Source organism: Lysobacter rhizosphaerae, from assembly GCF_054779795.1.
This window is the reverse complement of record NZ_BAAGXO010000010.1, coordinates 89,950-104,735: the sequence shown is the minus strand read 5'-3', so window position 1 is coordinate 104,735 and position 14,786 is coordinate 89,950. Positions and strand designations below refer to the sequence as shown.

The 14,786-nt window shown below is 66.0% G+C and carries 14 protein-coding genes; 10 read left to right on the top strand and 4 right to left on the bottom strand.

Annotated elements, in window-relative coordinates:
• The first annotated feature begins 51 nt into the window (after positions 1–51).
• From hflK to ACYVGE_RS14080, 5 genes are all read left to right on the top strand, one after another.
• Entirely contained in the window at positions 52–1,170 is a 1,119-nt protein-coding gene (gene hflK, locus ACYVGE_RS14100) for an FtsH protease activity modulator HflK (protein WP_460730764.1), read from the top strand.
• Positions 1,167–2,030 carry a protease modulator HflC gene (gene hflC, locus ACYVGE_RS14095; RefSeq protein WP_460730763.1) on the top strand — a complete coding sequence of 288 codons (864 nt, stop codon included), beginning with the start codon at positions 1,167–1,169 and terminating at the stop codon, positions 2,028–2,030. Before hflK ends, hflC begins: the two co-directional genes overlap by 4 nt.
• Before the next feature lie 14 nt (positions 2,031–2,044).
• The gene (locus tag ACYVGE_RS14090; RefSeq protein WP_460730762.1) at positions 2,045–2,236 is read left to right on the top strand and encodes a DUF2065 domain-containing protein; all 192 of its coding nucleotides are present in this window, start codon (positions 2,045–2,047) and stop codon (positions 2,234–2,236) included.
• 212 nt (positions 2,237–2,448) lie between these two features.
• Positions 2,449–3,741: an adenylosuccinate synthase gene (locus ACYVGE_RS14085; protein ID WP_460730761.1), complete on the top strand. Its 1,293-nt coding sequence runs from the start codon at positions 2,449–2,451 to the stop codon at positions 3,739–3,741.
• 182 nt (positions 3,742–3,923) lie between these two features.
• Positions 3,924–4,127, top strand: a complete 204-nt coding sequence (locus ACYVGE_RS14080) for a hypothetical protein (RefSeq protein WP_460730760.1) — start codon at positions 3,924–3,926, stop codon at positions 4,125–4,127.
• Positions 4,128–4,161: 34 nt separating this feature from the next.
• On the opposite strand, the gene ACYVGE_RS14075 is transcribed toward ACYVGE_RS14080, so the two are convergent.
• Entirely contained in the window at positions 4,162–4,557 is a 396-nt protein-coding gene (locus ACYVGE_RS14075) for a hypothetical protein (protein WP_460730759.1), read from the bottom strand.
• 259 nt (positions 4,558–4,816) lie between these two features.
• Between ACYVGE_RS14075 and ACYVGE_RS14070 the strand changes: the two genes are divergently transcribed.
• The 4 genes from ACYVGE_RS14070 (at position 4,817) to ACYVGE_RS14055 (ending at position 9,079) form a co-directional block, all read left to right on the top strand.
• A complete protein-coding gene (locus ACYVGE_RS14070) occupies positions 4,817–5,926 on the top strand; it encodes an S-(hydroxymethyl)glutathione dehydrogenase/class III alcohol dehydrogenase (protein WP_457097980.1) in 1,110 nt (369 codons plus the stop codon).
• Between the two features lie 105 nt (positions 5,927–6,031).
• On the top strand, positions 6,032–6,607 hold the full coding sequence (gene gfa, locus ACYVGE_RS14065; RefSeq protein WP_460730758.1) for an S-(hydroxymethyl)glutathione synthase: 576 nt from the start codon (positions 6,032–6,034) through the stop codon (positions 6,605–6,607).
• A gap of 39 nt (positions 6,608–6,646) precedes the next feature.
• The gene (gene fghA, locus ACYVGE_RS14060) at positions 6,647–7,486 is read left to right on the top strand and encodes an S-formylglutathione hydrolase (protein WP_460730757.1); all 840 of its coding nucleotides are present in this window, start codon (positions 6,647–6,649) and stop codon (positions 7,484–7,486) included.
• 285 nt (positions 7,487–7,771) lie between these two features.
• On the top strand, positions 7,772–9,079 hold the full coding sequence (locus ACYVGE_RS14055; protein WP_460730756.1) for a vanadium-dependent haloperoxidase: 1,308 nt from the start codon (positions 7,772–7,774) through the stop codon (positions 9,077–9,079).
• Positions 9,080–9,202: 123 nt separating this feature from the next.
• Here the strand turns inward: ACYVGE_RS14055 and ACYVGE_RS14050 are convergent, their stop codons facing one another.
• From ACYVGE_RS14050 to ACYVGE_RS14040, 3 genes are all read right to left on the bottom strand, one after another.
• Positions 9,203–9,580 carry a hypothetical protein gene (locus tag ACYVGE_RS14050; RefSeq protein ID WP_460730755.1) on the bottom strand — a complete coding sequence of 126 codons (378 nt, stop codon included), beginning with the start codon at positions 9,578–9,580 and terminating at the stop codon, positions 9,203–9,205.
• An 84-nt stretch (positions 9,581–9,664) separates the two neighbouring features.
• Entirely contained in the window at positions 9,665–10,447 is a 783-nt protein-coding gene (locus ACYVGE_RS14045; protein WP_460730754.1) for a LytR/AlgR family response regulator transcription factor, read from the bottom strand.
• Positions 10,440–11,765, bottom strand: a complete 1,326-nt coding sequence (locus ACYVGE_RS14040; RefSeq protein ID WP_460730753.1) for a sensor histidine kinase — start codon at positions 11,763–11,765, stop codon at positions 10,440–10,442. Before ACYVGE_RS14040 ends, ACYVGE_RS14045 begins: the two co-directional genes overlap by 8 nt.
• A 327-nt stretch (positions 11,766–12,092) precedes the next feature.
• Between ACYVGE_RS14040 and ACYVGE_RS14035 the strand changes: the two genes are divergently transcribed.
• Positions 12,093–14,765, top strand: a complete 2,673-nt coding sequence (locus ACYVGE_RS14035; RefSeq protein WP_460730752.1) for a M1 family metallopeptidase — start codon at positions 12,093–12,095, stop codon at positions 14,763–14,765.
• Positions 14,766–14,786: the final 21 nt, after the last annotated feature.

Here is a 14,786-nt window from a genome sequence, read left to right as displayed (position 1 = left end):
ACCTAGAATCAACGCACGCCCACTGGCGTGAACGTCCTCATTGGAGCAGGCATGGCCTGGAACACCCCTGGAAGTAGTGGCCCCGGCAGCAACGAACCCGGCCCGGATGGCCGCCGTCCCCAGCGCCGCAGGTCCGGGGGCGGTGGGCTCGATGGCCTGCTCGACTCGGTGCGCGACCTCTTCGGTGGTGGTGGTTCGATCTGGCGCTGGGTCGCCATCGCCTTCGGCCTGTGGCTGGTCTTCACGACCTTCGTGCTGGTGACCGAACAGGAACGCGGCGTCGTCCTGCGCTTCGGCCACTTCGCCCGCATCCTCCAGCCGGGCCCGCACTTCAAGGCGCCCTGGCCCATCGAGACGGTGCAGAAGGTCAACGCGACGCAGAGCAACGCGTACAGCGAAACCGTCCCGGTATTCACCCGCGACGGCAACATGGTCAGCGTCGAGATCAACGTGCAGTACCGCATCGGCGATCCGCAGACCTATCTGTTCGGTTCCCGCGATGCCGCCAGCGTGCTGCAGCAGGCCGCGCAGAGCACCGTGCGCGAGCAGGTCGGCCGTTCGGACCTCGATACCGTGCTCAATGCGCGCAGCGAACTCACCGTCGCCGTGCGCGAGCATCTGCAGAAGGCATTGCAGGCCTATCACACCGGCCTGGTCGTCACCGAGGTCAACCTCCCCAACGCCCGCCCGCCGGACGAGGTGAAGGACGCCTTCGACGAAGTGCAGCGCGCCCGTGCCGACAAGAACACGGCCATCAACCAGGCCGAGGCCTATGCCAAGAAGATCGTGCCCGAGGCCCGCGGTGAGGCCGCGCGCACGCGCACGACCGCCGAAGGCTACAAGACGGCTTCGATCGCGCACGCCGATGGCGACGCGCAACGCTTCTCGTTGCTCGTCGAACAGTACAAGAACGCACCGGATGTGACCCGCAAGCGCCTGTGGCTGGAAACCCTGCAGGACGTGCTGGCGGAAAACCGCAAGATCATCGGCGGCGATTCGCGCCAGTTGATCTACGTGCCGATGGAAGACAAGCGCGGTGGCGCCACCAGCAATGCGGCTTCGGCCCCACCGCTGCTGACGCCTGAGGTGTTGTCGCCGACAAGTGAAGCCAACGATTCCGCGCGTCCGTCGCGCAGCCCGCGCCCGACCCGCGAGGAGGACCGCCGATGAGATTTTCCCTGTGGATCGCCATTGTCGTCAGTGCACTGCTGGCGCTGCTCGGTTCCGTGTTTGTCGTGAACGAAGGCCACAGCGCGATCGTGTTCCGCCTGGGCACCATCGTCCGCACCGATATCGAGCCCGGCCTGCACTTCAAGGTGCCGCTGGTGGAAAGCGCGCGCGTTTTCGATCGTCGCCTGCAGGTGCTCGATTCCGAGCCCGAGCGTTACCTCACCGACGACAAGCAGGACGTCAGCATCGACTTCTTCGCGCTTGGTCGCATCGAGAACCTGCAGGCGTTCTACCGCGCCACCGGTGGCGACGAGGAGGTCGCGGTGCAGCGCCTCGCGCCTATCATCCGCGACTCGCTGCGCAACGAGATCAACGGGCGCACGCTCCAGGAAGTGGTGTCCGGCGAACGTAACGCGTTCATCGGCAAGCAGCTCGCGACGATCAACAAGGGTGCGCAGACGCTGGGCGTGAAGATCATGGATATCCGCATCAAGCGCATCGAGTTGCCGACAGACAGCAACGTGGTGGGCTCGGTGTACGACCAGATGCGCTCCCAGCGCCTCCAGGTCGCCAGCCAGCTGCGCGCCGAAGGCGTGGAGCAGGCGCAGACGATCCGGGCGAAGGCCGAACGTGACCGTGCCGTGCTGCTGGCCGAAGCCGAGCGCGACGCGCAGAAGCTGCGCGGCGAAGGCGATGCCGAAGCCACGCGCCTGTACGCGCAGGCAGCGAACAAGGATCCAAGCTTCTACGCATTCCAGCGCAGCCTCGATGCCTATCGCGCCTCGTTCGCGGATGGCCAGAGCGTGATCGTGCTCGACCGCAACGATCCGTTCCTGCAGTACATGAAGTCGGACCGCTGATCGCGGGCATTGGCATGACCGTCGAGTTGATGTCCGCCCTGTGCCTGGTCGCCGTGATCGAGGGCCTGTTCCTGTTCGTCGCCCCGCGCGGCTGGAGGCAGGCCATCGAGCAGCTGCACCAGCTTTCGGACTGGGGCCTGCGCCTGCTGGGCGGCGTGTTCGTCGCCATCGGCCTGATTTCGCTGTTCCTGGTCAGGCATGTCTAGATTGTTCCGTTCCTGAGCACGGCGGAAACGGAAGGCGGGGAGGGTAGCCCCGCCCCCCTAAAACCCGGATAATGCACAAAAGCCGGACGGGGCCCGCCCCTCCGGCTTTTTCCGTGTGTGGGCCCCCCGCATCCCGCCCGAAGGCGAGGACAGCTGCCCAGACATGCCACTACCAGCCCTGGGACCGATCCGGGGCGACAGGAGATTTCCAGATGGGTCAGTCAGTCGTGGTGTTGGGCGCCCAGTGGGGCGACGAAGGCAAGGGCAAGATCGTCGACCTGCTCACGCAGGACATCGGCGCGGTCGTGCGCTTCCAGGGCGGCCACAACGCCGGCCACACCCTCGTCATCGGCGGCAAGAAGACCGTCCTGCACCTGATTCCCTCGGGCATCCTGCGCGACGACGCGCTGTGCCTGATCGGCAATGGTGTCGTGCTGCATCCGGGCGCGCTGCAGAAGGAAATCGGCGAACTCGAAGCCAATGGCGTCGACGTGCGTTCGCGCCTCAAGATCAGCCCGGCCACGCCGCTGATCATGCCGTACCACATCGCCCTGGATCAGGCGCGCGAGAAGGCCCTCGGCAAGAGCGCCATCGGCACCACCGGGCGCGGCATCGGTCCCGCCTACGAGGACAAGGTTGCGCGTCGCGGCATCCGCGTCGCCGACCTGCGCTATCCCAAGGAGCTCGCCGAGAAGCTGCGTGGCACGATGGATTACCACAACTTCGTGCTCACCAAGTACCTCGGCGTCGAAGCCGTCGACTTCCAGAAGACGCTCGACGACGCGCTCGCCTTCGGCGAATACGTGGAGCCGATGAAGTCCGACGTCGCCGGCATCCTTCACGAACTGCGCAAGCAGGGCAAGCGCGTGCTGTTCGAAGGCGCGCAGGGTTCGCTGCTGGACATCGACCACGGCACCTATCCGTATGTCACCTCGTCGAACACGACGGTGGGTGGTGCGTATGCCGGCACCGGCGTCGGCGCCGATGCGATCGACTACGTGCTCGGCATCGCCAAGGCCTATGCCACGCGCGTGGGCGGCGGACCGTTCCCGACCGAGCTCGACGACGAAGTCGGCCAGGGCATCCGCGACCGCGGCCAGGAATACGGCGCCACTACCGGCCGCCCGCGCCGCTGCGGCTGGATGGACATCGTCGCGCTCAAGCGCGCGGTCGCCATCAACGGCATCACCGGCCTGTGCATCACCAAGCTCGACATCCTCGATGGCATGAAGACCCTCAAGGTCTGCATCGCATACGAGTACCACGGCAAGCGCAGCGAATACGCCCCGCTTGATGCAGCGGGCTGGGAAGAGTGCACGCCCGTGTACCTCGAGTTCCCGGGCTGGGAGGAATCCACCGCCGGCATCACCGAGTGGGACAAGCTCCCGCCCGCCGCCCGCGCCTACCTGCGCGCACTGGAAGAACTCTCGGGTTGCCAGCTGGCGATCGTTTCCACCGGCCCGGATCGCGATGCCAATATCGTGTTGCGGGATCCTTGGGCGTAAGCCCCGGCCTGCCAGGCAAGATCGAAAAGCCCCGCATTCGCGGGGCTTTTTTTATGCCCTTGAGTTGGGCTGTGTCTGTGTTCCCTTTCCGCGAACCAGGTGTTCGCAAGTCTGCCAGTGCCGTGCCTCGTCGCGCTTCTAGTCTTGGTCCACCGCAATCATTCCTTCAAAGCATGGCAGCCGTGATTCCATCGATTCTCAAGAAGTTCGTGCAGTGGACGCTGGCCGTTCCCGTGGCGTTGATACTGATGGTGCTCCTCGAGGACGTCGCTCCCAACGGCCAGTGGGCGTGGGCACTCGTTCCCGCCATTGTCGTGGCGGTGCTGATCTCCCGAAGCGTCGTCAATTGGGTATGGGCATCGGAACGGCCTGACCCAACGCGATAAATCAAAGACTCCACTTTGGCGGGCTATCGAGGGGTTACCCCCGCTTGCCTACAGCCTGCTCGATGAAATCCAGCACTTCCGCCACGCTGACACCGAACGAACCTGCATTGCCGGCGTCGAACTCGCGCTTCCATTGGGCGTAGCCGGTCAGGAAGGCAGGATCTGGTACCTCATTCCGCAGGAACTCCGCTTTGCTGCGTTCGAAGGTCTGGCGGATGACCGGTACGTGCGGAAGCCTGCTCGTGAAGCCCGACGGGTCCGCCGGATTCCTTACGCGGACGCCCGAAATCGAGACATGGAAGATCTCGCCGCCCAATGGATGCGAATCCACGCGGTTGATCAGCAACAGCGGCGCCTCGTCGGCGTTGCGGCCGGCGCAGCGCCACAATTGACCTGCGGCGAAGTCGGGGCTGGGCGATGGCGAGGTCATCTCGGTCTCCTGGTTCGATCCGTTTGATTCGATCCGTCCAATCATGCCGCGACGGAGCGGCAGGGACAGTGCCGATTCCGGCCTCTTCCCCAGCTTCCCTTTAGATTGCGATCCATGCCGCCTGCACTGGATCGGGGCGCCTCCGCCTGGAGCACCACAATGGCATCCGGCTTTACTTCCAGATAACCGCCGCAACCGCAACAATCGCTTCCTGGGCGCGGTCAATCCCGCGCCCCGTCCATTCCCACAGAGGATCGCCATGAAATCCCGTGCCGCCGTCGCCTTCGCCCCGGGCCAACCCTTGCAGATCGTGGAGATCGACGTCGCGCCGCCGCGCGCAGGCGAAGTGCTGGTCCGCATCACCCATACGGGTGTCTGCCATACCGACGCGTTCACCCTGAGCGGCGACGATCCTGAAGGCCTGTTCCCTGCGGTCCTGGGCCACGAGGGCGCAGGCGTGGTGGTGGAGGTGGGCGAGGGCGTGACCACCCTGCAAGCGGGCGACCACGTCATCCCGCTGTACACGGCCGAATGCCGCGAATGCAAGTTCTGCAAGTCCGGCAAGACCAATCTGTGCCAGAAGGTGCGCGCGACGCAGGGCAAGGGACTGATGCCCGATGGCACCTCGCGCTTCTCGTACAACGGCCAGCCCATCCACCACTACATGGGCACCAGCACCTTCAGCGAGTACACGGTGGTGGCGGAAATATCCCTGGCGAAGATCAACCCGGAAGCCCCGCACGAAAAAGTATGTCTGTTGGGATGCGGCGTCACCACCGGCATCGGGGCCGTGCACAACACCGCGAAGGTGAAGGCAGGCGACACGGTGGCGGTGTTCGGCCTGGGCGGCATCGGCCTGGCGGTGATCCAGGGCGCGCGCCAGGCGAAGGCGGGCCGCATCATCGGCATCGATACCAATCCCGGCAAGTTCGACCTCGCGCGGCAGATGGGCGCCACCGACGTCGTCAATCCGAAGGAGCATGACAAGCCGATCCAGGACGTGATCGTCGAGATGACCGATGGTGGCGTGGATTTCTCTTTCGAGTGCATCGGCAATGTCGACGTGATGCGCGCCGCGCTGGAGTGCTGCCACAAGGGCTGGGGCGAGAGCGTCATCATCGGTGTCGCCGGTGCCGGCCAGGAAATCCGCACGCGCCCGTTCCAGCTGGTGACCGGCCGGGTCTGGCGCGGTTCGGCGTTCGGCGGGGTCAAGGGACGCACGCAGCTTCCCGGCATGGTGGAGGACGCAATGCGGGGCGACATCCAGCTCGATCCCTTCATCACCCACACCCTGCCGCTGGAGCGCATCAACGAGGCGTTCGAACTGATGCACGCAGGCAAGTCGATCCGCACGGTGATCCATTACTGAGGATTCCGCAGCCACGCCCAGGCAACGCGAAGGCATGCGCCCGACGGTGCCACGCCCGGCTTCGATGTTGGAAAGAACCATCCCCGGCCACGAAGGAGGTGAACAATGAACGCAGTCTCCATTCATCCGTCCGTCGACAACGGCATCAGGAAGGGCAACGCCGCTTTCAAGGGCGGCACGCTGCAGTGCCTGTGCGCGACCGACAAGGTGGAAGTGAAAATCGACGCCCAGGTCGCGCACAACCACGTCTGCGGCTGCACCAAATGCTGGAAGCCCAAGGGTGCCGCGTTCGCGGTCATCGCCGTGGTGCCGCGCGACAAGGTCAGCGTCACCGCTCACGAAGAGAAGCTCGGCATCGTCGATGACACGGCCACCATCCAGCGCCACGCCTGCAAGGGCTGTGGCGTACACATGTACGGCCGCATCGAAAAGGACCACGCGTTCCATGGCCTCGACTTCGTCCATACCGAACTGTCGCCACAAAGCGGCTGGGAAGAACCGCGTTTCGCCGCGTTCGTGTCCTCGATCATCGAAGGCGGCGGCGCGCGTCCGGAGCAGATGGACGGCGTGCGCGCACGCCTCAACGAACTCGGGCTCACGCCCTACGACAGCCTCAGCCCGCCGCTGATGGACGCGATCTCCACACATGTGGCGAAGAGATCGGGCGTGCTGAAGGACTGACTGCAAACGGGCCGCGGGCCCGCCACGACAGGATCGAGCATGAAGAAGGTGCAAGAGCACGCCAGCCACGGCGGCGTGCAGGAAGTCTGGCAACACCATTCGCACACGCTGGGCTGCGACATGCGCTTCGGCATCTACCTGCCGCCGCATGCCGTGCATGCGCAGTGCCCGGTGCTGTACTGGCTCAGCGGCCTCACCTGCACCGAGCAGAACTTCATCACCAAGGCGGGCGCGCAGCGCTACGCGGCCGAGCATGGCGTGATCGTCGTTGCGCCCGATACCAGCCCGCGTGGCGTGGCCGTGGCGGATGCCGACGGCTACGACCTCGGCCAGGGCGCAGGTTTCTACCTCAATGCCACGCAGGCGCCGTGGGCGGAGAGCTACCGCATGCACGACTATGTCGAGCGCGAACTGCCCGACCTGGTCGAAGCACACTTCAGCGCCAGCAACCGGAGGTCGATCAGCGGGCATTCGATGGGTGGCCACGGTGCACTGGTGCTCGCGCTGCGCAACCCCGGTCGCTACCACAGCGTCTCGGCGTTCTCGCCCATCGTCGCGCCCATGCAGGTGCCCTGGGGAGAGAAGGCGTTCACTGCCTACCTGGGCGACGATCTCGACGCCTGGCGGCAGTGGGATGCCTGCGAGCTCGTTCGCACCGCTGCGGATAGCGCCAACAAGCTGCCCTTGCTGGTCGACCAGGGCGAAGCCGACGAATTCCTCGACACGCAACTGCGGCCGGAACTGCTGGAAACCGCTTGCCGGCAATCCGCGCATCCGCTCACCCTGCGGCGTCGCGCAGGTTACGACCACAGCTACTACTTCATCGCCAGCTTCATCGGCGAGCACGTCGCCTACCACGCCGCCGCGCTGCGCACCTGATCGCCGAAGCCGGCAGGCATCCTCCATGCCTGCACCCCAATGGGTGGTGCTGACACTCCCGCGCACTGGGCCAGCGGGCGCCGGGCTTCGCAAAAAACGCGGCCAGATGGCGTTCTGTCCAACGCTGCACTGCAACGCGCCAGGCCGGCGGCCCGCACGGGCCTGTAATTCCCCCGGCCGCCTTCCGTAACCACCACGGCTTACCCGAGTGCCGCGATCGCGTCGGCTGGACCGCATGCGCGCTCGCGTTGTCCGTCCCGCTGTATCTCGTCAAAGGAGTGTCTGATGAAACTCTCGTCTGTTCGCGCACGCGCCTCGAGTTTTCCGATGCCGCGCGGTTGGGTGCTTGCTGCCTCCGTGGCTTTCGCCTTGCCTGGAGCCGCCACTGCCGACCCGGTCATCGACTGGAATGCCAATGCCAACGCAGTCGTCGGCTCGGCGGGAGGACCGCCGCAGCAGACCCGCGTCTTCACGATGGTGCAGATCGCCGTGCATGACGCGCTCAACGCCATCGATCCGCGCTATGAGTCCTATACCAGCATCGGCGGCGGCAACCCGAACGCATCCGCGGATGCCGCGGTAGCGCGCGCCGCGAGCGACGTGTTGCTCGCGACACTGCCTGCCAGCCAGGCCACCGCGATCAATACGACCTACGCCAACTACATCGCCGCATTGCCGGCGTGCCCGGCCGCGCACGCCACGTGCATCAGCGACGGAGAAGCGATCGGCGCCGCCGCCGCGCACGCCATCGTGATGATGCGCAATCTGGATGGGTCGGAAACGCCGCACGTGCCGTATACGCTCGCGCCGGGCATCGGTGTTTATCAGCCGACGCTGCCCACTCCGCCGCCGCCGCAGCCGTTCCCGCAATTTGGTGGCTGGGGCGAGGTTACGCCGTTCGCGCTCGCAAGCGCGGCGCAGTTCAATCCGGGGCGCACCGATTTCCTGCGGGTGAAAGGCAAGGCCTATGCCGTCGACTACAACGAAGTGAAGGCGGTTGGCTCCGCCGCCGTGCGCGGCGCCGCTCCGGATTCGGAAGAAAGCCGGATCGCGCGCTACTGGCCAGGTGGTGGCTCCAATCTCAACGGTGTGCTGCGCGTGATCCTCGCCGGCCAGGACATGGACTCCTGGGAGAACGCACGCCTGTTCGCGCTGATGAACATCGCCGTGAACGACACGCTGATCGCGACGTTCAGGACCAAGTACAAGTACAACTTCTGGCGTCCGGTCACCGCGATCCACTGGGCAGATGACGGCAACCCCGACACCGAGTCCGATCCCAACTGGTCCTCCTACATCACCACGCCGCCGTACCCGGACTACACCTGTGGGCTTCCCTCGACGATCGGCGCCGGTACCGAGGTGATCCGCGACGTCTTCGGCACTGATGATGTTGCTTTCACCTTCACCGCCGTGGGATTGCCGCCAGCCGTGACCCGCAGCTACACCAGCCTGTCGCAGGCGGCGGACGAATCCGCTTCGGCACGCGTGTACGCCGGGATCCATTTCCGTACCGGTTGCGTCAACGCGGTGACGCTGGGCGAGCACATCGGCAAGTACGTGTTCAACACACGACTGCGTCCACTGCACTGATTTGATTTCGAACTTGTCTGTTCCAATGCGCCCACTGCACTGACTTGATTTGGGACTTGCCTGTTCCAAAGCAAAGGCCCCGCATGGCGGGGCCTTTGTCATCTCCACGCGCAATATGGGCTGCTACCTGGGCTCGTTGGTATCGCTACCTTGCGGCGGCTTGCAGTCGCTGCCCAGCGGGATGTCCGCCTGGGTGACGCAGGCGTTGAAACCAGGCAGGCCGACGACTTCGCGCGTGGCGCCCGCCGCCATGGTGAAGCGTTCGATCGGCTGTGTGGCGCAGTCGCCGTCGGCCGGGGCGCACTGGCGCGGAAACAGCGTGTAGTGGCATTCACCGCTGGCACTGGCGATGCATTCGAAATGGGCGATGCCGGCCATGATGCGGGTCTTGCTGTGGATCACATCGACGCCGTCGATGACGGAGCGACTCACGATGGTGGTGCCACCTTCGCAACCGAACATGGCAAGCAGGTAGTAGATCGCGGCGATCAGGTTGCGCATGGCTGTTGTCTCGCGGTTGCTGGCGGCATGGCCGCCATGGCGGAAGGCACGATCACGGAAGCGGCTACGCGCCGTGCGTCGCGATCACATGTGCCGGAACAGGGTCATGAAGGGCTGGCTGACAGTCAGGGTTTCGGGGCGGTTCTTCAGGCGGACCGTGCCCTTGCCGGTGTCGTCGCGCACGATCGAGGCGATCGCCTTGAGGTTGACGATGGTGGAGCGGTGGATCTGCTTGAACGTATCGGCATCCAGCACCGACAGCAGTTCGCGGATCGGCGTGCGCAGCAGGGCTTCGCCCTCGGCCGTCATCACCGTCGTGTACTTGTTGTCGGCGCGGAAGTAGGCGACGTCGTCGACCAGGATCAGCTTCGTCTCGCGGCCGGCACTGGCGGTGAGCCAGGTCAGCGGCGGGCGCGAGGGGTTCTTCGGCAACGTCGCGCCAAGGCGCTCCAGGACGGCGTTCAGCGCCGCTGCGTCGCTGGCACCCGATGCCGCGCGCAGTTTCAGGCGTTGCACGGTGGCGGCCAGGCGTTCGCGCGCGATGGGCTTGAGCAGATAGTCGATCGCCCCGCGGTCGAAGGCATCGATCGCGTACTGGTCGTAGGCGGTGACGAAGACGATCTGCGTATGCGGGCTCGCCTGCGCCGCGGCGGCGGCGACTTCCAGGCCGGTCAGGCCCGGCATGCGGATGTCGAGGAAGGCGACGTCGGGCTGGTGCTCGTCGATGGCTTCCAGTGCGCTGGCGCCGTCTTCGCACTCGGCGACGATGTCCAGTTGCGGCCAGGCCTCGCGCAGCTGTTCCAGCATGGCGCTGCGCAACAGGGCTTCGTCTTCCGCGATGACGGCAGTGCAGGTGGCCTTAGACATTGCCGTGATCCTCGGCGGGCGTGGCAGGCATGGCAGGTGCGGGTGCGGACGTCGGCGGTGAAGTCGGGTTCGCGGTCGAGTTCGCGGCCGGCACGGCTGGCACGGTAATCGTCGCGGCGACGCCGGAGGGGAAGTTGGCGACCACCGCGAGCGAGGCCTTGCCATTGAAGACCAGTTGCAAGCGCTCGCGTATGTTCTTCAGGCCGATGCCGGTGCCGGCGCTCTGCACGTTGAAGCCTTCGCCATCGTCGGCGACGGTGATCGCCACGCCGTCATCGACAGGCCGTGCGCGGATCCAGACCGTGCCGCCGGCGGTGCGCGGCTCCAGGCCGTGCTTGATCGCATTTTCCACCAGCGTCTGCAGCATCATCGCCGGCAGTTCGGTGCCGCGCAGGTTGTCGGGTACGTCGACCTGCACGGCCAGGCGCTGGCCCATGCGGATCTTGAGGATTTCCAGGTAGGCGAGGGCGCGTTCGAGTTCGTCGCCCAGCGTCGCCTGTTCGTCCTGCGTGCGCGGCAACGAATGGCGCAGGTACTGGATCAGGTGGCCGAGCATCTCGTCTGCGCGCGGCGGATCGGTGCGCGTGAGGTACTGCGCGCTGGCCAGCGTGTTGTAGAGAAAGTGGGGCTCGACCTGCGCATGCAGCAGGTTGAGGCGGGCCACGGTGAGCTCCTTCTCGGTCGCGGTCTGCGCGGCGGCGTCGCGTTCGTTGCGGCGGCGCTCGGCGACGCGGCGGGTGATGGCGCGGGTGATCGCGTTGGCGTTCTCGAGGTTGGTGCCGTCGTCGACGCGGAACCAGTCGCTCCATGCACCGCTTTCCGGCTCGCAGATCAGGGTGACGCTGCCGGTGCCGTTGACGGGCGTGACGGTGGCGAGGATCTGGTTGCGCGTGTTGCCGAACCATTGCATCGGGTGGAAGCGACCCAGCGGCGGCTCGTCGCCGTAGGTGACCGGGCGCAACACCTTCGCACGCACCTGCAGGCTGTCGCGTGCGCTTTCGACGTCCTGCGTGCGCGGCAGTTCGCGGATGGCGGCATCGAGCAGGTCGAAGGCCTCGCCTGCCTCGAACGGAATCTCGATCTGGCGGCGCTGGCGGTTGCCCAGGCCTTCCTGCTCGGAGCCGGCGATCAGGCGCACCCGGCGCAGGTGCGAGAACGCGCTGGTCACGACCAGGCCGAGGGTGATGAAGGTGAACAGCACCATCGGCAGTTCGAACCGGCCGATGAGGGGGATCTCGTTGTAGAACGACGTCAGCAGGATGAGCGCGAGCCCCCAGGCGATGGCGATGCGGGCGACGAAGAAGACGTTGCGGATCACGGTGGTTCCCGGGGCGTCGTTGGTTGCGGCGAAGAATAGCCGTCGCTGGCGCGATGGGAACCGAAGCGCGACGAAACCGGGGATCGCGCGATGGAAGCGGCCGAAAGCGGGATGAACCGGCGGGATGAATGGGCCGGCAGGCCGGATCTGCGCCAGGGCTCCCGCGAGGGCTCCCATGGCGCCGCGCAAACCGCAAAACCTGTCGACTCCGGCATGACTTCTGGCGGTCGGTGCCATCCCCGCCAGCCCTCACCATCGATCCTTTGATCACCTCCGGCTTGCGAATATCGGCCCATGGCCGCGCCAGCCCTCCACAAGGGACATTGCATGCGTCGCACCCTGGTTACCGCCATCGCCCTGGCTCTTGCCGGCACCGGATCCGTCCTCGCCGCACCGGCCCCGGCTGCTGCGTCCACGACGACCGCGCCCGAAGTGAAGGATGCGACCACCCAACTGCCGCGCACGGTGCGCCCGGTGCATTACGACGTGGCCGTGGCGCCGCACGCCGGGACGATGACCTTCGACGGCCATGTCGCGATCACGCTCGACGTGCTGGAGCCGACGGCGTCCATCACCGTCAACGCCGTCGACATGATCTTCGCCAACACCACGTTGGCCGGCACGGGCCGCACGGCGATGGTCCCCAGGGTGTCGATCGACGCCGAAGCGCAGACCGCGACCTTCACCGTCGACAAGCCGCTCGTCCCGGGCCGTTACACGCTGGCCACCGACTACACCGGCAAGATCGGCACCCAGGCCAATGGCCTGTTCGCGATCGACTACGACACCCGGGCCGGCAAGAAGCGCGCGCTGTACACCCAGTTCGAGAATTCCGACGCGCGCAAATTCGTGCCGTCGTGGGATGAGCCCAACTACAAGGCGACCTTCGCGCTGACGGCCACCGTGCCCGCGAACCAGTTGGCCGTGAGCAACATGCCGGCGGTGGAAACCACGGATCTCGGCAACGGCACCAAGCGGGTGCGGTTCGACCAGTCGCCGAAGATGTCGACCTACCTGCTCTTCTTCAGCCTTGGCGATTTCGAGCGCGCCACCGCGAAGCTGGGCGATACCGAAATCGGCGTCGTCACCCAGTCGGGCCTGGTCGATCAGGCGAAGTTCGCGCTGGATTCCTCCGTGGACGTACTGCGCGAATACAACGACTACTTCGGCACGCCCTATCCGCTGCCCAAGCTCGACAACGTGGCCTCGCCCGGCAGCAGCCAGTTCTTCGGCGCGATGGAGAACTGGGGCGCGATCTTCACCTTCGAACACACCCTATTGCTGGATCCGACCATCTCCACGCAATCGGACAAGCAGCGCGTGTATTCGGTCGCCGCGCACGAGATCGCGCACCAGTGGTTCGGCGACCTGGTGACGATGAGCTGGTGGGACGACCTGTGGCTCAACGAAGGCTTCGCCACGTGGATGGCGGGCCGCACCACCCAGAAGCTGCATCCGGAATGGAACACCCGGCTTGGCACCGTCGACGGCCGCGAGCGCGCGATGTCGCGCGACGCCGTCGCATCCACGCATCCGGTCGTGCAGCACGTGGAGACGGTAGAGCAGGCAAGCCAGGCCTTCGATGCGATCACCTACCAGAAGGGCGGTGCGGTGATCCGCATGCTCGAGGGCTTCGTCGGCCCCGACGCCTGGCGCGAGGGCGTTCGCAATTACATGAAGGCGCATGCCTACGGCAACACGGTGTCGGACGACCTCTGGCGCGAGGTGCAGACCGCCGCGGGCAAGCCCATTCTCGACATCGCCCACGACTTCACCCTGCAGCCGGGCGTGCCGCTGATCCGCGTGGAATCGGCGTCGTGCGATGGCCACACGACCACGGTCAAGCTGACACAGGGCGAATTCACCAAGGACCGCCCCGGCAAGGCCGCGCTGCAGTGGCGCGTGCCGGTGATCGCGCAGGCCGGCGGCGAGGCCGTGCGCACGGTCGTCGAAGGCGGCGCTACAACTATCGATGTGCCGGGCTGCGGTCCGCTGGTCGTCAATGCGGGGCAGAGCGGCTACTACCGCACGCTGTATGCGCAGCCGCAGTTCGAGACGCTCCGCAAGGATTTCGCCAAGCTCGACGCCATCGACCAGCTCGGCCTGATGGGCGATGCGTGGGCGCTGGGCATGTCCGGGCTGCGTCCGGCGACGGATTACCTCGAGCTGGCCAAGGCCACGCCCATCGATGCCGACCCGCAGATCTGGGGCGACATCGCCGAAACCTTGACCGGCCTGGATGACTACTACCGTGGCGACGCGAAGCGCCAGGCCAGGTTCCGCGCCTTCGCGATCGACACGCTCTCGCCCGTGTTCAAACGCGTGGGCTGGGAGGCCAGGGCGGGCGAGGCCGATCCGGTCACGATCCTGCGCACGCAGCTGATCGATGCATTGGGCACGCTGGGCGACGCGTCTGTCATCCATGAAGCGCAGCGCCGTTATGCCGCCGGCGATGCGAATGCGATGCCGCCCGCACTGCGCAAGACCATCCTCGGCGCGGTCGCTCGGCACGCGGACGCGGCAAACTGGGAGCGGCTGCACGCTGCCGCGCAGGCGGAAAAGACGCCGCTGGTGAAGGACGAGTACTACGCCCTGCTGTCATCGGCCGAGGATCCGGCCCTGGCGAAGCGCGCGCTGGAGCTCGCTTTGACGGCGGAGCCCGGCGAGACCAACAGCGCGGGGATGATCTCGACGGTGGCCTATCACCACCCGGAACTCGCGTTCGACTTTGCCACCGCACATCGTGAGCAGGTGAACGCCAAGGTCGACACCACCTCGCTCAGCCGCTACTACCCGGGGCTGGCGAACAACTCGCTGGACGCGGCGACGATTGCAAAGCTCAAGGACTTCGCGTCGAAGCACATCGCCGCCAGCTCGCGTCGCGCCACGGACACGGCGGTGGCCAACATCGAGTACCGCCTGAAGGTGCGCAACGAGCGCCTGCCGGCGATCGATGCTTGGCTGCAGCGGCAGCAGGGCACGACGCGGCTCGGGCGTTGAGCGTTGAACAGTTGAGCAAAA

What these genes read in the sequence shown, in the direction of transcription:
- ACYVGE_RS14070 (WP_457097980.1), top strand. Translation starts at nt 4,817, where the DNA reads ATGAAATCCCGTGCCGCCGTCGCCTTCGCCCCGGGCCAACCCTTGCAG.
- ACYVGE_RS14035 (WP_460730752.1), top strand. Translation starts at nt 12,093, where the DNA reads ATGCGTCGCACCCTGGTTACCGCCATCGCCCTGGCTCTTGCCGGCACC.
- gfa (WP_460730758.1), top strand. Translation starts at nt 6,032, where the DNA reads ATGAACGCAGTCTCCATTCATCCGTCCGTCGACAACGGCATCAGGAAG.
- hflC (WP_460730763.1), top strand. Translation starts at nt 1,167, where the DNA reads ATGAGATTTTCCCTGTGGATCGCCATTGTCGTCAGTGCACTGCTGGCG.
- ACYVGE_RS14090 (WP_460730762.1), top strand. Translation starts at nt 2,045, where the DNA reads ATGACCGTCGAGTTGATGTCCGCCCTGTGCCTGGTCGCCGTGATCGAG.
- ACYVGE_RS14045 (WP_460730754.1), bottom strand. Translation starts at nt 10,447, where the DNA reads ATGTCTAAGGCCACCTGCACTGCCGTCATCGCGGAAGACGAAGCCCTG.
- ACYVGE_RS14085 (WP_460730761.1), top strand. Translation starts at nt 2,449, where the DNA reads ATGGGTCAGTCAGTCGTGGTGTTGGGCGCCCAGTGGGGCGACGAAGGC.
- ACYVGE_RS14050 (WP_460730755.1), bottom strand. Translation starts at nt 9,580, where the DNA reads ATGCGCAACCTGATCGCCGCGATCTACTACCTGCTTGCCATGTTCGGT.
- hflK (WP_460730764.1), top strand. Translation starts at nt 52, where the DNA reads ATGGCCTGGAACACCCCTGGAAGTAGTGGCCCCGGCAGCAACGAACCC.
- fghA (WP_460730757.1), top strand. Translation starts at nt 6,647, where the DNA reads ATGAAGAAGGTGCAAGAGCACGCCAGCCACGGCGGCGTGCAGGAAGTC.
- ACYVGE_RS14075 (WP_460730759.1), bottom strand. Translation starts at nt 4,557, where the DNA reads ATGACCTCGCCATCGCCCAGCCCCGACTTCGCCGCAGGTCAATTGTGG.
- ACYVGE_RS14055 (WP_460730756.1), top strand. Translation starts at nt 7,772, where the DNA reads ATGAAACTCTCGTCTGTTCGCGCACGCGCCTCGAGTTTTCCGATGCCG.